Here is a 21,881-nt window from a genome sequence, read left to right as displayed (position 1 = left end):
CCCACAGGCGTGCGGATATAGTCGCAGATGTAAACGTCTTGCATTACAAATCCTCCGGTACATTCAGCTCAGCCACATCGCCGTCAATATGAAGCGTTGCGCCCGTGACGGCCTGCAATTGCGCCAAGGTGATCCCCGGCACTTTTTCCCGCAGGATGAATTTTCCATCCTCAATATCGACCACGGCGAGCGAGGTGTAGACGCGCGTCACACAGGCCACGCCGGTGAGCGGAAAGGTGCAGGTCTCGACCAATTTCGGTTTGCCATCTTTGGTGACGTGATCGGTGACCACGGCGACGCGTTTCGCACCATGGACCAAATCCATCGCCCCGCCGACCGCAGGCACGCCTTTGGACCCCACGCGCCAATTCGCCAAATCGCCGTTTTGCGCGATCTGATACGCGCCCAGCACGGCGAGATCGAGGTGCCCGCCGCGGACCATGGCGAAACTGTCGGCGTGGTGGAAAAATGACGCGCCCGGATTGAGCGTGATCGCCTTTTTGCCCGCATTGATCAGGTCCCAATCTTCCTCGCCCTCAAGCGGCGCTTTGCCAAAGCCCAACACACCGTTTTCGGTATGATAGGTGACATCGCGGCCTTCGGGTTGGAATTTGGCGATCATCTCGGGAAAGCCGATCCCAAGGTTCACATAGGAGCCATCTTCGATGTCTTGGGCGGCGCGCCAGGCGATTTGGGCGTTGTTCAGCGCCACGTCGGAAATGTTGAAATCGGACATTTAATGGACCACTCCCGTGCGTACGAGCACTTCTTCTTGTTGAGGATGTGCAACTTCGACCACCACGTCGACAAACAGGCCGGGGGTGATGACCTGCTCCGGGTTGATGCCGCCGGGGGCGACGAGTTCGGAGACTTGGGCGATGGTTTTGTTCGCAGCCATGGCCATCAGCGGATTGAAGTTGCGGCCCGCAAGGCGGTAGTTCAGATTGCCGACCGTGTCGCCGATCTGACCTTTGATCAGGGCAAAATCGGCCTTGAGCCAGCGTTCACGGACATACATTTTGCCGTCGAACTCTTCGGTCGGCTTGCCGATCGCAAGTTCGGTGCCAAACGAGGAGGGCGTGTAAAACGCCGGGATGCCCGCGCCGGCCGCGCGGATGCGTTCGGCCAATGTGCCCTGCGGCACCAGTTCCAATTCGATCTCGCCCGCGAGGTATTTCTCGTTGAAGGCTTCGGCGTTGGAGCTGCGCGGGAAGGAACAGATCATTTTAGCGACCATGCCCGCTTTGATCATTGCGGCAATGCCGATGCCGCCATTGCCCGCGTTGTTGTTGATCACGGTCAGGTTTTTCGGGCTACCGGTTTCGCGAAAGCGGTCAATCAGTGCGTGGATCAATTCGATCGGCGCGCCGGAGCCGCCGAAACCGCCGATCATGACCTGTGCACCGTCCGGAATCTCGGCGATGGCCTCGGCCACGGTAGGGATGGTTTTGTCCATGAGACTCTCCTTATTCTGAACGCTGATCTAGCTTTGCCATCGCAAAAGGCCGAGTCCTTTTGTGCGCATATTGACATTTGTTCGCGTTGTGACAATTGTCGTGCGCATGGCGAACAAATCATCCGATACCATCTCTTCTCTGGCCAAGGGCCTGCATGTTCTCGAATGTTTCGGGGCAGAGACGCCGAAACTGTCGATCACCGATGTGTCGAAACAAACCGGGCTGGATCGGGCCACCGCGCGGCGCTGTCTTTTGACGCTGCATGTGGAGGGCTATGCCGAGTATGACGGTAAATTCTTCACGCTGACCCACCGCGCTTTGCGACTTGGGATGGGGGCGATATCCGCCTTGCCGCTGCCGCAAATCGTGCAGCCTTGGTTGGATCAACTGACGGAAAATATTGGCGAAAGCTGTTCGGTGTCGATTTTGGATCGCACCGAAATCGTCTATCTTGCCCGCGCGGCGCAAAAACGGGTGATGTCGATCGGGTTGATGCCCGGATCGCGTCTTCCGGCGCATTGTACCTCGATGGGGCGGGTGCTTTTGGCCGCTTTGCCGCGCGAGGAAGCGAGGGCGGTGGTCGAGGCCTCTGACCTTTCGCCGCGCACGAAATTTAGCGTCACTGACCCCGAAGAGGTCATGGCGCGGGTCGATTTGGTGCGCAGCCAAGGCTATGCGTTGATTGATCAAGAGGTCGAGATCGGGCTGCGCTCCATCGCCGTGCCCTTGGTGAACAGCCATGGTGCAGTCGTGGCGGCGCTCAACACCGGAATGGCCGCCACACAGGCCCGCGTGGACGCCCTGATCCCGATCTATTTGCCGAAATTGTTGAAGGTGCAATCCGGGTTGAAGCGGGTGTTGTAACCCGCCTCAGATCCGAAAGATCGGTTGCAACAGGCGCGGCACAAGCGACAAGAACCGCAATTTTGCGTCGGTCGCGGCCAGACAAATACAGGCCTCTCCTGGCTCTGCAATGGGCGTGTGCTCCAAACTGCCATCGGCAGTCTCAAGATCGCCCACGCCGTACCGCCCGGTTTCATCGCGAAACGCGCCTTGCAACACCAAGGTCAACTCCAACCCGTTGTGGCCATGATCGGGCACGGCCATGCCGCCGGGGATATACAAAAGCCGCACGCTTCCGGCCTTGTCATGCTGCAAAATCGCCTGTTTCGTGCCAAGCCCCATGTGTGTCCACCGCAGTTCAGAGCCACCAAGTGTGGCCATCACCGGGGCCGGGTAGGGGCCTTTGGTTTCATACTCGGGCTCTTCCTCCAAAACGGCGTCGAGTTCGTCAAACAGCCGCGATTTTAATATGCCCGAGACATCAGACACGGCACCCGTGTCCATCACCACGCCACCGGCATGGGCATGGGCCTCAGAGCGTGCGCGACAGTCGTCGCAGAGCGACAGATGGCTGGCGACCACCACCGCATAGGGCTGAGGCAGGTGACCCGACACATAGGCCAAAAGAACATCGTCAGAGACGTGATGGGTGATATGGCTCATGATCGTGCTCCTTTCATGTCGTGTCTGAGTTTTTCCAAGGCGAGGCGGATGCGGGATTTGATGGTTCCAAGCGGCAATCCGGTCGCTTCGCTGATTTCACTGTGGCTCAGTTCGCCCATATAGGCCTGTTCGACCATCTGCCTTTGATCCGGGCTGAGTGCCGCCATCGCGCGTTTGAGGTGCTGAACCTCTTGTTCGAGCGCAATGACGTGGCTGACGTCTGGTTCGGGCAGCTCCGGGGTTTTCAACGCCTCTGGCACAGGCCGCGCGTTTTTGCGGAAATGATCGGTCTGTTGGTTGCGGGCGATTTGATAAATCCACGCCGAGACCTGCGCCCGTTCGGGATCAAACAAATGCGCCTTGCGCCAGACCTTTAACATCACCTCTTGCACCACATCTTCGGCCTGCGCCGAGGAGGCACCAGAACGCATCACCATGCCTTTGAGGCGCGGGGCGAAATGGTCAAACAAGGCAGAAAACGCCGCCTTGTCGCGCTGATCGCGCACCTTGAGCATCCATTGGGTCTGATCCGATGGGGTGTCGGTCGAGGAGGATGTCACGTCGGTCGGCCCTTTCGCGGTGCTCCGTGGGCTGGTCGCGCGCCGTTGAGTGCGGGACGGGCCCGTCTTTTCAATCGGCACCACAAACGCCCCAGCCTCAAAGGAAGCAGTGGGCTCCAGCACGGATGCAAACATATGATGGTCTTGGGTCAACATATCTGGTTTACGCGGCCCGTCGAGGGATGGATCACTTTGGCTCTCCCTTTTTTGCGATTTGTCGCACCACCTCTCCGTTCGGTTCGGTTTGTGATCATCGTTTTGATCCAAAAGCGCACGCGCCGCGTAGTGCTTTGTAACCAAGGAGATATTATATGTCATTTGACGCATCCCCCGCCCCCGTCCAACGGATCGCCATCATCGGCGGCGGCATTTCAGGCCTCGCAGCCGCCTACCGTCTGGCCGGAACGCATCTTGTGACCCTGTTTGAGGCTGAGCCACGTTTGGGAGGCCATGCCCGCACGGTGATGGCCGGGGCCAAGGGCGACAGGCCGGTGGACACTGGGTTTATCGTGTTCAACTACGCCAATTACCCGCATCTCACCGAGATGTTTGCCGCGCTTGGTGTGCCGGTTGAGCCAAGTGACATGAGCTTTGGTGCAACGATTGATGGCGGGCGGGTGGAATATGGGCTGAAATCCCTAGCGGCTTTGGTGGGGCAAAAGCGCAACCTGCTGCGTCCCGGATTCATTCGCATGGTCCGCGACATTTTTCGTTTTAACGCCGGTGCCGAAGCCGCCGCCAAAGATGAGCACATGACCATTGGCGAGATGGTCGAGGATATGAAGCTCGGGGCGTGGTTTCAGCGCTATTACCTGATGCCGATCTGTGGTGCGATCTGGTCGACCTCGCCCGAGGACATCCGCGCCTTTCCGGCCCGCGCCTTGGTGCAATTTTTCCGCAATCACGCGCTGCTCAGCGCAACAGGTCAACACCAATGGTGGACGGTGTCTGGCGGATCGGTCGAATATGTCCGCCGTCTTGAGGCGCATCTTATGGGACGTGGCGCCGATTTGCGCACAGGCGCGCCGATTGCCAAGGTTCGGCGCGACGAAATGGGGGTTGAGATCACGCCTGTCGGGGGCGCGCCCGAGCGGTTTGATCAGGTGATTTTTGCCTGCCATTCCGACACCGCACTCAAACTTCTGGAGACTCCTTCGGCACCTGAAACCGGCGCACTGGCCGATCTGCGTTACCAAGACAACCGGGTCGTGCTGCATCGTGACGCCTCCTTTATGCCAAAGCGCAAAACCTGTTGGTCCTCTTGGGTCTATCAGGCCAAATCAGACGAGAGCCGCACCCAAATCGGCGTCACCTATTGGATGAACCGGCTACAAAATATCCCCGAGCACGACCCGCTTTTCGTCACCCTCAATCCGGCCCATACACCGGACCCGGCCATGGTCTATGACGAAGTGACATTTCGTCATCCGGTGTTTGATCACGCGGCCCTGCGCGCCCAAGGCGAGATCGCAGCGCTTCAGGGTCAAAACCGCACATGGTTTGCGGGGGCTTACCTTGGCAACGGGTTCCATGAGGACGGGTTTGCAAGCGCGGTGCGTGTCGCCGAGGCGCTCACCGCACAGGTTGCTGTGTCCGCGACCGCCGCCACGATTGCGGCACAATGATCGCCCCCGAACATATCGCGGGCCAGACGGTTCATGCCCGGCGCGGGGCGCTCAAACATCGCTTTCGCTATGGCGTTGACTATGTCTTGATCGACCCCGAAAGCCCCCGCCACCCGCGCCTGTTCTCGCGCAATCGCTTTAACCTGTTTGCCGTGCATGACCGCAATCATGGTGGCATTCGCCAGGCCGGGCAGGGTGCGCTTTGGGCGCGGGAGACGTTGGAAAACGCTGGTTTGTCAGAGGGCTACAGTCTACGCCTTTTGACGCAGCCCGCGTTCCTTGGATTCTCATTCAACCCGGTCAGCTTTTGGTTGGCCTGTCGCGAAGATGCGCTTGTCGCGGTGATTGCCGAGGTCAACAACACCTTTGGTGATCGGCACAATTACCTCTGCCACCTGCCGGACTTTGCCCCTATCGCCGCCACGGACGTGATCACCGCCCACAAAGTGTTTCACGTCTCGCCGTTCCAGGAGATCAAAGGCGGCTATCGCTTTAGCTTTGCCATTCACACTGACCGCATCGCTATCCGTATCCTGCATGACAATGGCCAAGAGGGGCTGATTGCCACACTCACCGGCGCGCGGCGCAAACTCACCAATGGATCGATCCTACGGGCCACGCTGCGCCGTCCTTTCGGGGCGTTGCGCACGTTGATTTTGATCTACGCCCAAGCGCTCCGGCTCAAATTCAAAGGCGCACGGTATCGTCCGCGTCCCGAGCCGCCAAAAGACAGTTTGAGCCCGCCCCAAATACCCCTCACATCCTCGGCCAAAAAGGTCCAATCATGAAACTCATCCTCATCGTGCTCGTCGTCATCCTGTTGCTGGCTGTGGTGGTTCTCTGGCGGCCCGGAAATAATTTTCGCGCGCAAAAGCCTGCGGATTATGCCGACACATTGCCGGGGTTTGACCCGCAGGTTCACCTCAACGGACCGATTGAGTCCGAGGGCGTGATCTATGGCCCCGATGGCCGGGTCGCGTCGCGGTTCGTGGCCCGGATGACCGGGACATGGGATGGGCTGAACGGCACATTGCGCGAGGAATTCACCTATGCCCGCGGCGGTCAACAGGTGCGCGAATGGGCGCTATCCTTTGATGACACTGGCGCATTGACCGCCACAGCGCCCGACATCATCGGCACCGCCACCGGGCAATTGTCCGGGGCGACGCTTTCGATGCGCTACAAAATTAAATTGGAAGACGACTCGGGTGGGCATGTGTTGGATGTCACCGATTGGCTCTATCTGGCCCCAAATGGTGTGATCGTGAACCGCTCTGAGATGCGTAAATTCGGCATCAAAGTGGCAGAACTGGTGGCGACGATGCGGCCTGCTGAGGCGGCGAAATGACCTATCTTGGCAAGACCTATTGGATCATTGGCGGCAGCGAAGGATTGGGCCGGGCTTTGGCCGAGGCACTGGACGCGAAAGGCGCGCGGCTGATCCTGTCGGCGCGCTCCGAGGATCGGTTGAAGGAGGTCGCAGCCAGTCTCAACGCCGCCCGCGCCGTGGTGATGGATGTGACCGATGCGGCCTCTGTGGAACAGGCTTACACGGCGGCGGGGGCGGTCGATGGCGTGATCTATGTCGCGGGCACTTACGATCCGATGACGGCGCAACGGTGGCAGGCCAAATCGGTCTCCACCATGTTCGCGGTCAACCTGATGGGGGCGGTCTCCGTGCTCAATCATATCGTGCCGGAGTTTACCAAACGCGACGCCGGTCATATCGTTTTGATCGGCTCGCTGTCGGGGCATCGCGGCCTTCCGGGGGCCATCGGATATGGTGCGAGCAAGGCGGGGCTGATGCATTTGGCCGAGACGCTATACGCCGATTTGCACAAGAGCGGTGTGCGGGTGCAATGCGCCAATCCGGGCTTTATTCGCACCCGGCTGACCGACAAAAATGACTTTGACATGCCGATGTTGATGGAGCCGAAAGAGGCCGCCGCCCACGTCATGCGGGCGATGGACAGTGGCCGGTTCGAAACCAATTTTCCACGGCCCTTTTCATGGCTGTTCTCATTGGCGCATTTTATTCCACGTCGTATTTTCTTGAAAATAACAGGCGCTTGAGGGTCAGTCCTCTAAGGACCGCGCGTGGATCGCCTCTGAGATTTCGTCGGCGGATTTGAGAGTGCGCACAATAATCGGCACGAACAAAGCGGTCATGTTACGCCCCAGTCCGCGCGCACTTTGTGCCTCGCGCACCTCGTCAAAAATGCCGCGCACCATCGGGATAAACCGCCAGACCAAAGACATCGCCAGTGCGATTTTCGCCTTTGGTACCCAAGCGGGCGCATAGGTCAGCGCGGCCAAGATGCCGTCGATGAATTCGCTGGCTTTGGTGGTGAAGGTCACAAGGCTTGCCGCCATTAAAAGACAGGCAAATCGCGCGACGATATAGGCGGCCATGCCGGGGCCTTCGAGCCAAAGCTGCACAGCGAATATGATCACCAAGACGTAAAATGCCGGGCGCACGGCCATCACCGCGTGAGAGGCTTTCAGCCCGGAGAGGCCATAGCCAAGCGCGACCAAAACCGCGCCAATCGCCAACACGCCCGGATGCGGGATCACAAACAACAGGGTGCAATAGACGAACAACAGCCCCAGTTTCAGCGCCGGAGGCGCGAGGTGCAGCGGGCTTTGCCCTACGACGTAGAGTTCGGTCAGCATGTCGAGCGCGCGATATAGGCCGGGATGACCACGTCGGGCACGCCATCAGCGATGATATGGCCGTCCTCGATGTGGAGGATGCGATCAAAACCCGCCAGCAAATCGAGATCATGCGACACCACCACCGCAGGGTGCGGCAGAGCGTCGAGCACGGACATGAAGCGTAGCTTGTTGCGCAGGTCCAACAGTGTGGTCGGCTCGTCAAACACGATGAGATCGGGACGGGTGATAAGCACGCCCGCCAGCGCCACCATCTGCTTTTCCCCGCCCGACAATTGATGGGTCAGGCGTTCACGCAGATGGGTCAGGGACAGTTCGGTGAGCACGGCGTCGATCCGCGTTTTGATCTCGGGTTTCGACAGTTTGCGCGCCTTCAGCCCAAAGGCGAGATCCTCGTCCACCATCGGGAAAACGATTTGATTGTCGGGGTTTTGAAAGACAAAGCCAACATGTTGACGCAGGTCGGTTTTGTCCTCTCCTTTGTAGCGCACGCGCCCCGAGGTCGGGCGTTCCAAGCCATTGAACAGGCGTAGAAATGTGCTTTTTCCGGAGCCATTGTTGCCGATCACGCCAATACGGTGTTCGGGCAAATCAAGGCTGATCTCCGACAGGATCGTGCGACCCTCTTTGGCAACAGTGACCCTGTCGAACTGCATCATCTGAGTGTCTGATCCAGATTACGCCACACGCGCGCCGATGATCGGATAGCTGCGTTTCACAGTGATCATGACACCCGCCGCAATCACGCATTTGACCAGATCGCCGGGAATAAAGGCGATGGAGCCGCCGATCGCCTTGGCCAAGGGCACGCCTGCGGAGAGGGTGATCCACGGAATACCGATCAGATACATCACAACGATGCCGCCAAAGGCGCAAATGAGGGCGGCGTGGATGAAGGACAAACCGTCCCAAAACCGCTCGGTCAGCCAGCCGATGACAAAAGCGGCGACGACCCAACCGGCCAAAAAGCCCGCGGACGGTCCCAGGAAGACGGCCAGACCGCCGCGCCCGCCCGACAAAAGCGGCAGGCCAATCGCGACCAGAACCAAGAGCAGGATGATCGACAAAGCGCCACGTTTTGCACCTAGAACGCCGCCAGCCAACATCACGCCCAGGGATTGCGCGGTGATCGGCACAGACAGGAGCGGCAAGGTGATCGGCGGAAAGATCCCCGCCACGGCGGTGATGGCGGCGAACAGGGCGATGAATACGATGTCGCGTGTGGTCATGGGGTGGGTCCTCTGTCAGGTGCGTTTTTGGTTTTGGCCGTGTTTTTGGTCGTGTTTTAGGTTGTTTTGCTTGGCGGACGAAACGGAGGTCTCGAGAGCCAAAGGTCTTGGCCCCGAGTGTTACCCGGCTGGGGCAGGCGCGGTAAAGCCTTATTTTATGGGATTTTACTCCAAACCGCTTTAGCAGGTCGGGTTTGCAAAAGGGTATTCAAACCCCGGATGGACCTGCCCGGATTGCAGAGAGATTGCAAAGCAGGGTGCTGTGTGGCCCGGATCAACGGGTCAAACGCCGGACCGAGAGAAAGCTCAATCCGGCCATGATCCCCGCTGTCGCCAGACAAAGGGGCAAGCCCCCCGCCTGATAGGAGAGGCCCGACAAAAGCGTGCCCAAAAGCCGCCCCCCGGCATTGGCCATATAATAAAATCCGACATCCATGGTGACGCGTTCGGCACCGGAAAAGGCGAGGATGAGATAGGAATGGACCGAGGAATTGATCGCGAAGACAAAGCCAAAGAGCAAAAGCCCGGCGACCAAAGAGAGCGTGAGCCAGAGCGTGGGGGCGCCAGCGAGCAGGGCCAAAGCCGCGAGGGCGAAAGGGATCGGTGTCAAAAATCCAGCCCAATGCATGGCGGATCGCGTGGTCTGCGTGACGCTATGAGCGGCGGCGTTGAGCAGTTTCGGAGCAAGGCCTTGCACCGCGCCATAGGCGATGATCCACAGGGCCATAAAGCCACCGACGATAAAAAACGCCTCTCGCCCGCCCTCGGGTGTGCCATCCGAGAGCACATCATGGAAATAGATCGGCAGACCGACGACAAACCACACATCACGCGCGCCAAACAGGAACATCCGCGCCAAGGAGAGTTGGTTGATGCGTCTGTCTTTGGAGAAAACGGCGGAGAATTTCGTACCTTTTTTGCCAATGGGCAAGCCTTTAGGCAAGAACAACACCACGGCGATCAGGATCGCCGCCAAGATCGCCGCCATACCCCAAACGGCGGGTTTGAACCCGACCAGAGCCAACAAGGCCGCGCCGATGAAAAAGCCCAGACCTTTGATCGCGTTTTTCGATCCGGTCAGCACCGCAACCCAGTGAAACAGCGCGCCATCATGTGAGGGTGCCAACAGTTTAACCGCTGATTTCGACGACATTTTCGCTAAATCTTTTGCCACGCCGGAGGCGCCCTGAACGGCCATGACATAGACGACAGAGGCGGAGACAGACCATGCCGGATCGAGCCCCGCAAGCGCAATCAGTGCCGCGATTTGGATCGCCAGCCCGGCAAACAAGGTGGCCGCCAAACCAAACCGTGCGGCCAGCCACCCGGCGGTGAGGTTGGTCACAATCCCAGCCACTTCATAGAGTAAAAACAGCCATGCCAATTGGATCGGAGAAAAACCCAACCCATTGAAATGCAACAAAACCAGCATGCGCAGCGCGCCGTCGGAGAGCATGAACGCCCAATAGGAGGCGGTCACCGCCATATAGGCGCGTAAGGGGTTGTGCGCAGGCGTGGTCGGGGTCATCACATGGTCCCCACAACCAAACGCGCGACATCGGCCAAGCGGCAGGCATAGCCCCATTCATTGTCGTACCAGGCATAGATTTTGACCTGTGTGCCGTGAATCACCATGGTCGATTGCGCATCAACAATGCTTGAGCGCGGATCGTTGATATAGTCGCAAGACACCAGCGGGCGGGTCTCATAGCCCAAAATGCCTGCAAGTTCGCCTTCGGATGCGGCTTTGAACAGGGCGTTGACCTCTTCGGCTGTAGTTTCGCGTTCGACCTCAAAGACGCAGTCGGTCAAAGAGGCGTTGAGCAAAGGCACCCGCACCGCATGGCCGTTCAAGCGGCCTTTGAGTTCGGGATAGATTAATGTGATCGCCGTGGCCGAGCCGGTTGTGGTCGGGATCAGGTTCATCATCGCCGAGCGCGCCCGGCGCATGTCTTTGGCGGGACGATCAACGATGGTCTGTGTGTTGGTCACGTCATGGATCGTGGTGATCGACCCATGTTTGATACCGAGGTTTTCGTGGATCACCTTGACCACCGGAGCCAGACAATTGGTGGTACAGGACGCCGCCGTGACCAGATCATGCGTGGCCGGATCGTAGAGGTGATGGTTCACGCCATAGACCAGATTAAGCGCGCCGCCGTCCTTGACCGGGGCAGAGACCACGACTTTTTTCACCCCGGCCGCGTAATAGGGCGCAATCTTGTCAGCGGTTTTGAACACCCCGGTGCAGTCGATCACCAGATCGACGTCGAGTGCGGCCAAAGGCAGGTCTTCGATCCGGGCGTGATGGGTCATCCTCATCTGGGTGCCGTTCACGGTCAGGCTGTCCGCATCATGCGAAATCCGTGCGCCCCAGCGACCATGTACCGAGTCGAACTCCAACAAAAGCGCGTGCTGCTCCGTGTCCCCGGCGAGGTCATTGATCAACACGATATTCTCGCCAAGCCCGCGGTCAAACAGGTCGCGAAGGGCCAGTTTTCCCATCCGGCCAAGGCCATTGAGCGCGATTTTAGGAGCTGAGGTCTGGGTCATGAGAGGGTCCTTTAAGACTCTGAAATTTGGTCGATCTGAGCCTGAAGCGACAGCCGGCTCAGGCCATCAATCCGGCGGTTGTCGTCCAGCGCGACAAAGGCTTTGATCCGATGAAAGAGCTGGCTGTAGGTCTGTGCAAAGGCCAGGGCTTTCTCGGCCTCGGTGCCTGTCACTTTGACCGGGTCAGGCAATCCCCAATGGGCGCTCAACGGCTGGCCAATCCATGGGGCGCACTCTTCGCTTGCGGCCAGGTCGCAGACGGTAAACACGAAATCAAACGCAGGGGTGTCTTCGGTTTGGAATGTGGCAATGTCTTTGGATGTCAGACCCGTGATGTCATGCCCGTTGCGCTCCAAAAGCGCCAGGGTCATCGGGTGGACCGCACCATTGGGGCGGGTTCCGGCCGAATAGGCCACAAATCGGCCTTTGCCCAATGTGTTCAGGATCGATTCGGCCATGATGGAACGCGCGGAATTGCCTGAACACAGGAACAATACGCGGTAAGGGGATGTGTGGGACAAGCTGGCCTCCTGTGGGCAAATTTCGGGACGTCCGCGGCAACAATCGTTGACCAGATAACCGACCAAGCCCTCGCAGGCGGCCAAATCGACCTGATAATACAGCGATCGCCCATCGCGTTTGGCGTGGATCAGCCCGGCCTGCGTCAGATCAGACAGGTAACCGGACAGGGTATTGGCTTTTAGGTCCAGTGCTGCGGCCATTTCGGACGGGCGCACCGGATGTGGCGCAAAGCGCATCAACAGGCGAAACACCGCAAGTCGGCCTTCGTGACCGAGAGCGGCAAAGGCGGTTTGGGCCATGGGTGAGTCGAATGCTATCTTTTCCATAATTCACGAATAGTAGAATTAATAACAAAGCCCAAGTGAAGATTTTGTAACAGTCGTCCTGTTTCGCCCCAAAGGTGAGACACCCCGCCGCAGATTGGCCCCTAGACGGCATCAAAGATTGCGCTGCCTGTCTGAGCATGTCAGCAAAGGCAGATAACAATCAAAAACACCGCTCGGATCACGCGCGCATGACAAAAACGAAAAAAGACAAAACCGTCGCGCCCGAGCGACAGGTACTCGCAGTACTTTTGTCGCGCGAGGCCAAGGGGATCAGAACCGCCTCAAGGCTCACGGCCCTGTCTGCGCTGCTCTGGGTGCCGCAAGCGGCTTTGGTGGCCTCGGTGTTCTCTCGGCTTTTGGTGGGGGCAGGGGGCGTGTCCGTTCTCGTTGGCACGTTGGGCTTTCTGGCCCTCGCCGCGCTGCGCCTTGCGCTCTCATATCTTGCCGAGGGTCTCTTGTTTCGCGCAGGTCAGTCGATTGTGACCCACACCCGCCAAGAGATTTTGGACCGTGAAGCCCAAAGCGTCGGACCCTCTGCCTTTGGCGGTCCCGGCGCGCTGGCCGCGTTGGCTTGTGAAAAACTCGACGCGCTTTTGCCCTATATCACCCGTTACGCCCCGGCGCAGGCGCGAGTCAAAACCGTGCCCTTGGTGATCCTCGCGCTGGCGTTTTGGCATTCATGGGCGGTGGGCGTGGTGCTTTTGATCGCCGGGCCGCTCATTCCGGTGTTCATGGCGCTCGTGGGCTATGCCGCCAAGGAGGCCTCAGAGCGGCACATGTCCGAGATTGGCACGCTCAACGATTTGTTGGTCGATCGGTTGGCAGCCTTGGCGGATATGCGTCTTTTGGGCGCCAGCCCGCGGGTGATCGCGCAATTTGAAATCGCCGCCAATGACCTGCGCGCCCGCACCATGGCCGTGTTGCGCGTGGCCTTCCTGTCCTCGACCGTGCTCGAACTTTTCGCCGCTTTGGGCGTTGCGATGGTGGCGGTCTGGGTCGGGTTTTCGCTTTTGGGCGAACTGTCGTGGGGGACTTACGGCGCAGGGGTGACGCCTTGGGCTGGCATGTTCCTGTTGTTGCTCTCGCCGGATTATTTCCAGCCTTTGCGCGACCTGTCTGCGGCGTGGCATGACAAGGCGGCGGGGTTGGCTGTGGCCAAAGATTTGGCCGCTTGGCAAGAGGCAGACACGACGCCGCTTTTGGGCAAGGGCGCTGCCTCGAAGGCTTTGCCCGGCTCAGCAGAGATCACCCTCGCAGGCGTGTCGGCCCAACGTGGCCGGCGCCTGATCACCTATCCCGATCTCACAATCGCCCCCGGCGCGCGCATCGCGTTGTCCGGCCCGTCCGGGGCGGGGAAAACCACGCTTTTGCGTCTGATCGCCGGGCTTGAACACCCGGCCTCGGGCGAGATCACCGTGGCGGGACAGCCGCTCACCGACGAGAGTGCCGACGCATGGCGCGCCCGTCTTGGCTGGATGCCGCAAGCGCCGATGTTTTTGGGCCGCTCCCTGCGCCACAACATCACGTTTGGCGCGGCTTTGACGCCCAACTTGATCGACACGGCGGCGCTTGCGGACGTGCTCAAAACCCTGCCAAAGGGCGATTTGACCCCGTTGGGTGAGACGGGAGGAGGCTTGTCTGGCGGCGAGGCGCGGCGGGTGATGTTGGCCCGCGCGCTTGCGGCGCAACCGGACGTGGTGCTGGCCGATGAACCCACCGCCGATCTCGACCGCGACACCGCAGATCGCATCACCGAGGGGCTGATGGCACTGGCCGCCCGTGGCGCGACGTTGATTGTCGCCACCCATGATCCGGTGTTTATCGCGCGTATGGATCAGGTCGTTGATATTCAGCCCGAAGATCGCCCCGTTGATGCGGAGGCGGCCCAATGACCGCTTTGTGGCGCATTTTCACCCTCATGGTGCAAGGCGAAACCAAATCGCTGTTGCGGGGCCTGCTACTGTCCGCCCTCGTGCTGATGATGGGCGCGGCCTTGCTGGGCCTGTCGGGGTGGTTCATCACAGCGGCCTCCGCGGCGGGATTGATCGGGGCGGGGGCGGTGTTTGACGTGTTTCGCCCTTCCGCCATGGTGCGGTTTTTGGCGATTGGCCGCACCGCCACGCGCTACGGCGAACGCATTCTCACCCATGACGCCACGTTGCGGGCGCTGACCCGGCTGCGGGTGGCGCTTTTGAGCCGGGTTGCGGCGCGCTCTTATGATTGGCTGATCCGTCTGCGCGGCGCACAAGCACTCAACCGGATCGTTGCCGATGTCGATGCCCTTGATGGCGTGCCTTTGCGGTTGTTTTTGCCGCTGATTGCCGGGGCGGTGACCCAAATCGTGGCCTGTGCGATGATCGCATGGCTGGTTGATCTGCGCGTGGGATTGGCGATTTTCGGGCTGTTCACCATTGGCGGCGCGGCCGTGATGATCTGGGGGATTCGACGGGCGCAAACCCCATCAAAGCGGATGGAAATGGCAGCGCAGGCCTTTCGGTCGCGCCTGATCGATCTGATCAACGGGCGCGAAGATTTGGCGGTTTATGGCCAATTGACCAAACAGACTGAGACCACCCGCGCCGCAGAAATGCGGCGTCAAGGGGCTGCCACGGAGACCGATCGTTTGGAGCGTCAGATTGGCGCGGCCCTTATGGCGGTCAGTGCGCTGGCCGCCGCCTCTGCGCTCTGGATTGGTGGGCATTTGGCCGAAATGGGCGAGATTTCCCCCGCTCGCGCCGCCATTGGATTTTTTGCCGCCCTTGCACTGATGGAAACACTTGTGCCTTTGCGCCGCGCCGTCGCCGAGATCGGCCGGATGATCGGCGCGGCACGGCGGGTGTCGGAGCAGCTTGGCCCGGAGGTCGCATCCATCGTGCATCCTGAGCCGGACGGCCCGGCGGATTTGGTTTTTTCTGACGTCAGCTTTGCCCGCAATGCGGGCACGCGTCGGGTGATTGACGGTTTTGATCTGACGGTTGCCCCCGGCGAATGGGTCGCGCTCAAAGGGCCGTCGGGTGTAGGCAAAACCACGGTGCTTTTGCTTGGAGCAGGGGCGCTTGTGCCCTCGGGGGGACAGGTGCGTCTTGGTGTTCATCCCGTCACGCAATGTTCACCCGGCACTGTCACTTTGGTCGGGCAACGCGCGGCGCTTTTGCGGGGCAGTGTTGCGGAGAATTTGCGGATTGTTGCACCAGAGGCCGATGATGACACGCTTTGGGCGGCGCTTGCGGCGGTGGCTTTGGATGATGTGGTGCGGGACAAAGGCGGATTGTCGATGCGGCTCGGCCCACGCGGCGCGGGCCTGTCGGGGGGCGAAGCGCGTCGTCTTGTGTTGGCGCGGGCCGTATTGCGCCAGCCTTTGGTTTTGCTTTTGGATGAGCCGACCGAAGGGCTGGATCACGTCACGTCCCTTCGGGTTTTGGCCGGGATTCGGGCGGCGTTGCCGAACACGGGCGTGTTGATGGCGGCGCATCGGGCCGAAGAGCAGGGCGCGTCTGATCGGGTTTTGACACTGGGCTAAATTGGGCTGATCCTAAATTTGGGCTGATCGTAGTCCTGATGTCACATGGAATTGAGTGTCAACGGCGTGGGCGCGCGCCCATGTCGCGGTCACAAAAAGATATATCTGTAATATTGCATTTATTGACATGAGTCAAAGTACCGATCTGTGCCGAGATTTATGCTACGTTTTAAATACATATCTGCGAGATATGTTTCTCGCATAATAGGAGCATGAGACAATGGAGTTTGGATTGGTCGAGCTGTCGCGTCTGCAATTTGCATCGACAGCCCTCTTTCACTTTCTCTTTGTGCCGCTGACGCTGGGTCTGTCGATCATCGTCGCGATTATGGAGACGGTGTATGTGATGACGGGCCGCCCGATTTGGCGGCAGATGACGAAATTCTGGGGCACGCTGTTTGGGATCAACTTTGTCCTTGGCGTCGCCACCGGTATCACGATGGAATTTCAGTTCGGGATGAACTGGTCCTATTATTCCCATTATGTCGGTGACATTTTCGGCGCGCCACTGGCGATTGAGGGCCTGATGGCCTTCTTTCTTGAGGCCACATTCGTTGGGTTGTTTTTCTTTGGCTGGGACAAGCTGTCGCGCACCGCACACTTGGTGGTCGCGTGGTTGGTCGCCATCGGGTCGAACTTCTCGGCGCTGTGGATTTTGATTGCCAATGGTTGGATGCAAAACCCGGTGGGGGCCGAATTCAATCCCGACACGATGCGCATGGAAATGACCAATTTCTTCGAGGTCGTGTTTAACGAAGTGGCACAGGCCAAATTCGTTCACACCGTCTCGGCAGGCTATGTCACAGCCTCTGTGTTCGTGCTGGGTGTCTCGGCGTGGTATCTCCTGAAGGGCCGCCATACAGAATTGGCCCGCCGCTCGATTGCCGTTGCTTCGGCCTTTGGTTTGGCGGCCGCCTTGTCCGTGGTGGTTTTGGGAGACGAGTCGGGGTACTCCGCCTCGCACACCCAAAAAATGAAACTCGCAGCGATTGAGGCGATGTGGGAAACCCACGATGCTCCGGCGCCCTTCACCCTGATCGGCTTCCCCGATAAGGAAGCGCGCGAAACCCATTATGCCATTGAAATCCCCTACGTGATGGGACTCATCGGTACGCGGTCTCTGACCGAGGAAATCCCTGGCATCGACCAGCTTGTCGCTGAATCAAAAGACAAAGTGCGCTCTGGCATCATCGCCTATGACGCGCTGATGACGATCCGCTCCGAGCGCGATGCGACTCCGCCGGAGGTGCGCGCCACGTTCGAAGAGCATTCCGAGGATCTGGGCTATGCGCTTTTGCTCAAACGCTATGTCGATGATCCGCGCGACGCCACAGAGGCGCAAATCCAACTGGCCGCCGATGACACAGTGCCGGGGGTTTGGCCGATCTTCTGGGCCTTCCGTATCATGGTCGGACTTGGGTTTAGCTTCATCGCGGTCATGGCATTTTTCTTTTACCGGGCTTCGTTCAAAGGCATGCAATTCCCGCGCTGGGCGCTGCGGTTGGGCGTGATCATCATCCCGACCCCGTGGATTGCCGCCGAGCTTGGTTGGTTCGTCGCCGAATTCGGTCGCCAACCCTGGACAGTGGACGGCATCCTCCCCACCGCGCTCTCGGCCTCGAACCTGTCGATCACCGATCTTTTGATCACGCTGACGGGCTTTGTGGTGTTCTACACTGTGCTCTTCATCGTCGAGATGGGGTTGATGCTCAAATACATCAAAAAAGGTCCCTACATGGATGTTGAAGAAACAGACACATGGATGGAACGCCATTCGCACCGTCTGCGTACCCATGATGGCCAAGGCCCCTTTGCTGAAACCCCTGCGGAGTAAATGACATGATCCTTCACGACTTGATCTCTTTCGACATCCTCCGCGTGATCTGGTGGGCGCTTTTGGGTGTGCTTTTGATCGGCTTTGCCTTGACCGATGGGTTTGATTTGGGCGTGGGTGCCTTGTTGCCCTTCGTTGGCAAATCAGACACCGAACGCCGGGTGATCATCAACACCATCGGCCCGGTTTGGGAAGGCAACCAAGTGTGGTTCATCTTGGGCGGTGGAGCGATTTTTGCCGCTTGGCCGCCGCTTTATGCGGTCTCATTCTCGGGCTTTTATCTTGCGATGTTCCTGGTGCTGGCAGCGCTGATCCTGCGCCCTGTTGGCTTTAAATACCGTTCCAAACGCGAAAGTGCGACATGGCGGACCACTTGGGACTGGGCGTTGTTTGTTGGCGGTGCCGTGCCTGCGCTGATCTTTGGTGTGGCAGTCGGCAACGTGTTGCAAGGTGTGCCGTTCTACCTCACTCCCGACATGTTGATGCCGATGTATGAGGGCAATTCGATCATGAAGCTCCTGGGCCTTTTGAACCCCTATGCGCTCTTGGCCGGTGTCGTCTCGCTCTCCATGTTGTTGATGCATGGCTCAGCATGGCTTGGCCTGAAAACCGAAGGCGTGATTGCCGACCGGGCCCGTCGCATCGGGTCCATTGCCGGGATCGTCGCCGCCCTGTCCTATGCACTCGCGGGGCTTTGGTTGGCTTTCGGCATCGAGGGCTATCAAATCGTGGGTGAAGTGGTCAAAGACGGGCCGTCCAACCCGCTGTTCTCCGAAGTCGTCCGTGGCGGGAGTTGGATGGACGCCTATGCGATCCGGCCCTGGATCGCCGTGGCACCGATCATGGGCTTTGTCGGCATCGCTTTGGCCGTGATGGGGCTGCGCGCAGGCCGTGAAGTGTCCACGCTGTTGTGGTCCAAACTCGCGATCTTTGGCATCATCTCTTCGGTCGGGCTGACCATGTTCCCGTTCATTCTGCCCTCCACCGTCGATCCGTCCAGTTCGCTCACCGTCTGGGACAGCTCCTCCTCGCATCTCACCCTTTTCGTGATGCTGGTCTGTGCCGTGATCTTTATGCCGCTCATCCTTGCCTACACCTCTTGGGTTTACAAAGTCCTCTGGGGCAAAGTGGCCGAAGACGACGTCACCCAAAACTCGCAAAGCTACTGAGAAAGGAAAGACTTATGTGGTATTTCGCTTGGCTCTTAGGCCTCCCGCTCGCCGCCCTTTTCGCTGTGCTCAACGCGATGTGGCTTGAGATGCGCGAAGATGCGCGCCTGATCCGTGAGGCCGACGAAGACACGACCACCTGACCTGCGTCCCGGTCAGGGTCGACCTCCGAGGGCGGCTGCCATTCCCCGCCCTCGGGGCCAATTTTCCAACATGGACCGCCCTTCGGGGCGGATTTCTTACACCAAAAAAATGCATACATATGCATACGACAATGCGGAGACACCCATGAACACCCGTTCTTCACCTACGTTGGATCGGCCGTTGGATCGGCGCGGATTCTTAGGCCTCGCCATCGGTGCCACGGCCCTTGCCGCAAGCTCTGGCACGGTTCAGGCTGCGCCGCTGAAAACAGCCGCCAAAATCGTCATCATCGGCGCGGGCGCGGGCGGCACCGCCCTTGCCAACCGATTGGTCTCCCGGCTTGACGGTGCGCAAATCACCCTCATTGATCCGCGCCAAGAGCATCTCTATCAACCCGGTTTGACATTGGTTGCAGCCGGATTGAAGCCCGCCGGTTACGTCACCTCCAAAACCACCGATTGGTTGCCCAAAGGCGTCACATTGATCGCGCAAAAAGCCGTGGCCATCGACCCCGTCGCGAAAACCGTATCGACCGAAGGTGGTGACACGCTTGGATACGATTTCCTCGTCGTGGCCCCCGGGCTTGTGCTGGACCACGATGCGATCGAAGGGTTTTCCCTTGATATGGTGGGTGAAAATGGCATCGGCGCTTTGTATGCCGGGCCGCAATATGCCGCCGCCACATGGAAAGCCGCCTCTAAATTTATCGAAGAGGGCGGGCATGGCGTGTTCACCCGTCCGGGCACCGAAATGAAATGCGCCGGCGCGCCTTTGAAACACACGTTTTTGATTGATGATCGCCTGCGTCGTGCGGGACACCGAGGCAAAGCCGAAATCACCTACGCAGCTCATGATGGCGCGTTGTTCGGGGTGCCGATTGTGTCGGAAAAGGTCCGTATGCTCTTTGGTGATCGCACCATTGCGCCGGTCTATCATCACGTTCTGAAATCCATCGACCCCGGCAGCAAACGTGCCACCTTCACCACGCCCGAGGGCACGGATGAGATCGACTACGATTACCTCCATGTCATCCCGCCGCAACGCGCGCCTGAGGTGATCCGCCAATCCGGCCTGTCTTGGGCCGACAAATGGACCGACCAAGGTTGGGTCGAATGCGACATGGCCACGTTGCAACACCTGCGCTACCCTGACATTTGGGCCTTGGGTGATGTGGCGGGCGTGCCAAAGGGCAAAACTGCCGCTTCGGTGAAATGGCAAGTGCCGGTGGTTGAGGACCAAATCCTCTCCGCCATCGCGGGTAGGGAACCGACCGAGACCTACAACGGCTATACCTCCTGCCCGATGATCACCAAAATCGGCCGCGCGATGTTGGTGGAATTCGACTACAACAACAACCTCACCCCCTCTTTCCCCGGCATCATCCCCCCGCTCGAAGAGCTGTGGATTTCCTGGTTGATGAAAGAGGTTGCCCTCAAAGCCACCTATAACGCCATGCTGCGTGGCAAAGCGTAAGGAGCGCGTGATATGAAAGATATGACATTCCAAACCCTTCTTGCGGTCTTCGAGGAAATCTTTGGCCGGGGTCTGTTTTGGACCATGGTTATCGCTGCTGTGCTGGTGACTGTCGGCTATGTCTATGTGCTGATCCGGGACCGGTCGGTGAGTTGGCACAAATTTCTTTGGGCGCAACTCTCCATGCCTTTGGGCGCGATTGCGGCCGTCTGGTTCGTGATGGCGATGACCCATTCGGCGCTTTCGGATATTGGCGGGGCCATTGATGTGATCGTGCTGTTGGGGGTGGCCGCTATGGGCGCGGTCGGTATGGCGATTTTGGTCTACACCGTTCAGTCGCTGATCAAAAAGCCGCAAAGCGACCCCTCATCCTGACGGCTGCGAGAGCGACCCGAAGGTCAAGCCCCCCATCTCGTGCGGAGTGGGGGGCTTGTTCATAGGCGGCGCCTCTCCCCCATCCAAAGGGGCTTGCTCTTTACATCAAGGCAGCGCTCCTTTAATCGCACAGCGATGGACCGCGTGAACGGAAAAAGGCTTTGAGTACGAGATATGTGCGACACTTCCATCATCATTCCCGCCCGCAATGAGGCCGAAAACATCGAGGCTTTGCTCGATGGCATTGCGCAAGCCTGTGCCTCCATTGGCCCGTGGGAAGTGATTGTCATCGACGACGCCTCTGATGATGGCATGGCCGACATCCTTGCCCGCCGCATGACGCAGATGTCCGAGCTTCGGGTGATCCGTCACGACCGTTCCGGCGGTCAGTCGGCGGGCGTGCATTCCGGTGTGCGCGCCGCGCGGGGCACCTATATTTGTACCCTTGATGGCGATGGTCAAAACCCACCGTCGGAAATCCCCAATATGTTGGCACCTTTCAAGGGGCCGAACAGTGCGAAGATCGGGCTTGTCGCCGGTCAACGCGTGGCGCGGCAAGACACTTGGTCCAAACGCTACGCTTCGAAATTCGCCAATGCGCTGCGGGCGAAACTTCTCAAAGATGGCACCCGTGACACTGGTTGCGGCCTCAAGGCCTTTCGCCGCGATGATTTTTTGGCGCTGCCCTATTTCGATCACATGCACCGCTATTTGCCTGCGCTGTTTGCCCGCGATGGCTGGACCATCGCCCATGTCGACGTGTCCCATGCGGCGCGCGGCGGCGGGCGCTCGCATTATTCCAACTTTCAGCGCGCGCTTGTCGGTGCGATTGATCTGATCGGGGTGGCATGGCTTTTGAAACGCCGTAAAAAAGCCATGCCCACCGAAGTTACCCGTTCCGAAAATCGAGGCTAA

Annotated in this window: 23 protein-coding genes; 13 read left to right on the top strand and 10 right to left on the bottom strand. The window is 59.1% G+C overall.

Annotated elements, in window-relative coordinates:
- Positions 1-43: 43 nt before the first annotated feature.
- Both B30_RS14830 and B30_RS14825 read right to left on the bottom strand, forming a co-directional pair.
- Positions 44-736, bottom strand: a complete 693-nt coding sequence (locus B30_RS14830) for a 3-oxoacid CoA-transferase subunit B (RefSeq protein ID WP_009572933.1) — start codon at positions 734-736, stop codon at positions 44-46.
- Positions 737-1,456, bottom strand: a complete 720-nt coding sequence (locus B30_RS14825; protein WP_009572932.1) for a 3-oxoacid CoA-transferase subunit A — start codon at positions 1,454-1,456, stop codon at positions 737-739.
- A 106-nt stretch (positions 1,457-1,562) separates the two neighbouring features.
- On the opposite strand from B30_RS14825, the gene B30_RS14820 reads away from it, so the two are divergent.
- Positions 1,563-2,321, top strand: a complete 759-nt coding sequence (locus B30_RS14820; protein ID WP_040402675.1) for an IclR family transcriptional regulator domain-containing protein — start codon at positions 1,563-1,565, stop codon at positions 2,319-2,321.
- A gap of 6 nt (positions 2,322-2,327) precedes the next feature.
- Here the strand turns inward: B30_RS14820 and B30_RS14815 are convergent, their stop codons facing one another.
- Both B30_RS14815 and B30_RS22695 read right to left on the bottom strand, forming a co-directional pair.
- On the bottom strand, positions 2,328-2,963 hold the full coding sequence (locus B30_RS14815) for a ChrR family anti-sigma-E factor (RefSeq protein WP_009572930.1): 636 nt from the start codon (positions 2,961-2,963) through the stop codon (positions 2,328-2,330).
- Entirely contained in the window at positions 2,960-3,658 is a 699-nt protein-coding gene (locus tag B30_RS22695; protein ID WP_009572929.1) for a sigma-70 family RNA polymerase sigma factor, read from the bottom strand. Before B30_RS22695 ends, B30_RS14815 begins: the two co-directional genes overlap by 4 nt.
- A 176-nt stretch (positions 3,659-3,834) precedes the next feature.
- Here B30_RS22695 and B30_RS14805 point away from each other — a divergent pair, with 176 nt between their 5' ends.
- The 4 genes from B30_RS14805 to B30_RS14790 are packed head-to-tail and all read left to right on the top strand — an operon-like array spanning position 3,835 to position 7,221.
- Complete coding sequence (locus tag B30_RS14805) at positions 3,835-5,148, top strand: NAD(P)/FAD-dependent oxidoreductase (RefSeq protein WP_009572928.1); 1,314 nt, start codon at positions 3,835-3,837, stop codon at positions 5,146-5,148.
- Positions 5,145-5,936, top strand: coding sequence for a DUF1365 domain-containing protein (locus B30_RS14800; protein WP_009572927.1), 792 nt, complete (start codon positions 5,145-5,147; stop codon positions 5,934-5,936). Before B30_RS14805 ends, B30_RS14800 begins: the two co-directional genes overlap by 4 nt.
- The gene (locus B30_RS14795; RefSeq protein WP_009572926.1) at positions 5,933-6,496 is read left to right on the top strand and encodes a DUF3833 family protein; all 564 of its coding nucleotides are present in this window, start codon (positions 5,933-5,935) and stop codon (positions 6,494-6,496) included. The genes B30_RS14800 and B30_RS14795 overlap by 4 nt, the downstream gene beginning before the upstream one ends.
- A complete protein-coding gene (locus tag B30_RS14790) occupies positions 6,493-7,221 on the top strand; it encodes an SDR family NAD(P)-dependent oxidoreductase (RefSeq protein ID WP_009572925.1) in 729 nt (242 codons plus the stop codon). The genes B30_RS14795 and B30_RS14790 overlap by 4 nt, the downstream gene beginning before the upstream one ends.
- A gap of 3 nt (positions 7,222-7,224) precedes the next feature.
- Here the strand turns inward: B30_RS14790 and B30_RS14785 are convergent, their stop codons facing one another.
- The 6 genes from B30_RS14785 to B30_RS14760 all read right to left on the bottom strand — a co-directional run bounded on the left by B30_RS14785 (position 7,225) and on the right by B30_RS14760 (position 12,424).
- Positions 7,225-7,821 (bottom strand): energy-coupling factor transporter transmembrane component T family protein, encoded by a 597-nt coding sequence (locus tag B30_RS14785; RefSeq protein WP_009572924.1) that lies wholly within the window; start codon positions 7,819-7,821, stop codon positions 7,225-7,227.
- On the bottom strand, positions 7,815-8,480 hold the full coding sequence (locus B30_RS14780; protein WP_009572923.1) for an energy-coupling factor ABC transporter ATP-binding protein: 666 nt from the start codon (positions 8,478-8,480) through the stop codon (positions 7,815-7,817). Before B30_RS14780 ends, B30_RS14785 begins: the two co-directional genes overlap by 7 nt.
- Positions 8,481-8,498: 18 nt before the next feature.
- The gene (locus B30_RS14775; RefSeq protein ID WP_009572922.1) at positions 8,499-9,050 is read right to left on the bottom strand and encodes a biotin transporter BioY; all 552 of its coding nucleotides are present in this window, start codon (positions 9,048-9,050) and stop codon (positions 8,499-8,501) included.
- Positions 9,051-9,324: 274 nt separating this feature from the next.
- Complete coding sequence (arsJ, locus tag B30_RS14770; RefSeq protein ID WP_009572921.1) at positions 9,325-10,578, bottom strand: organoarsenical effux MFS transporter ArsJ; 1,254 nt, start codon at positions 10,576-10,578, stop codon at positions 9,325-9,327.
- Entirely contained in the window at positions 10,578-11,603 is a 1,026-nt protein-coding gene (locus B30_RS14765) for an ArsJ-associated glyceraldehyde-3-phosphate dehydrogenase (RefSeq protein ID WP_009572920.1), read from the bottom strand. Before B30_RS14765 ends, arsJ begins: the two co-directional genes overlap by 1 nt.
- A gap of 11 nt (positions 11,604-11,614) precedes the next feature.
- Positions 11,615-12,424 (bottom strand): arsenate reductase/protein-tyrosine-phosphatase family protein, encoded by an 810-nt coding sequence (locus B30_RS14760; RefSeq protein ID WP_009572919.1) that lies wholly within the window; start codon positions 12,422-12,424, stop codon positions 11,615-11,617.
- Positions 12,425-12,639: 215 nt separating this feature from the next.
- Between B30_RS14760 and cydD the strand changes: the two genes are divergently transcribed.
- The 8 genes from cydD (at position 12,640) to B30_RS14720 (ending at position 21,881) form a co-directional block, all read left to right on the top strand.
- Positions 12,640-14,343 carry a thiol reductant ABC exporter subunit CydD gene (gene cydD / locus B30_RS14755; RefSeq protein WP_100220129.1) on the top strand — a complete coding sequence of 568 codons (1,704 nt, stop codon included), beginning with the start codon at positions 12,640-12,642 and terminating at the stop codon, positions 14,341-14,343.
- Complete coding sequence (cydC, locus tag B30_RS14750; RefSeq protein WP_009572917.1) at positions 14,340-15,971, top strand: thiol reductant ABC exporter subunit CydC; 1,632 nt, start codon at positions 14,340-14,342, stop codon at positions 15,969-15,971. The genes cydD and cydC overlap by 4 nt, the downstream gene beginning before the upstream one ends.
- Positions 15,972-16,191: 220 nt before the next feature.
- Positions 16,192-17,805, top strand: a complete 1,614-nt coding sequence (locus tag B30_RS14745; protein ID WP_009572916.1) for a cytochrome ubiquinol oxidase subunit I — start codon at positions 16,192-16,194, stop codon at positions 17,803-17,805.
- Positions 17,806-17,810: 5 nt separating this feature from the next.
- A complete protein-coding gene (gene cydB / locus B30_RS14740) occupies positions 17,811-18,974 on the top strand; it encodes a cytochrome d ubiquinol oxidase subunit II (protein WP_009572915.1) in 1,164 nt (387 codons plus the stop codon).
- Between the two features lie 14 nt (positions 18,975-18,988).
- Complete coding sequence (gene cydX / locus B30_RS14735; RefSeq protein ID WP_009572914.1) at positions 18,989-19,117, top strand: cytochrome bd-I oxidase subunit CydX; 129 nt, start codon at positions 18,989-18,991, stop codon at positions 19,115-19,117.
- 145 nt (positions 19,118-19,262) lie between these two features.
- On the top strand, positions 19,263-20,591 hold the full coding sequence (locus B30_RS14730; protein WP_100220121.1) for an NAD(P)/FAD-dependent oxidoreductase: 1,329 nt from the start codon (positions 19,263-19,265) through the stop codon (positions 20,589-20,591).
- A 12-nt stretch (positions 20,592-20,603) separates the two neighbouring features.
- The gene (locus B30_RS14725) at positions 20,604-20,966 is read left to right on the top strand and encodes a DUF5368 domain-containing protein (protein ID WP_009572912.1); all 363 of its coding nucleotides are present in this window, start codon (positions 20,604-20,606) and stop codon (positions 20,964-20,966) included.
- Between the two features lie 174 nt (positions 20,967-21,140).
- Complete coding sequence (locus tag B30_RS14720) at positions 21,141-21,881, top strand: glycosyltransferase family 2 protein (protein ID WP_009572911.1); 741 nt, start codon at positions 21,141-21,143, stop codon at positions 21,879-21,881.

The sequence above is a fragment of the Celeribacter baekdonensis B30 genome (assembly GCF_000299875.1).
GTDB classification, from domain to species: Bacteria; Pseudomonadota; Alphaproteobacteria; order Rhodobacterales; family Rhodobacteraceae; genus Celeribacter; species Celeribacter baekdonensis_A.
Note: the sequence above shows the minus strand (reverse complement) of the source record. Positions and strands in the feature narration are given on the sequence as shown.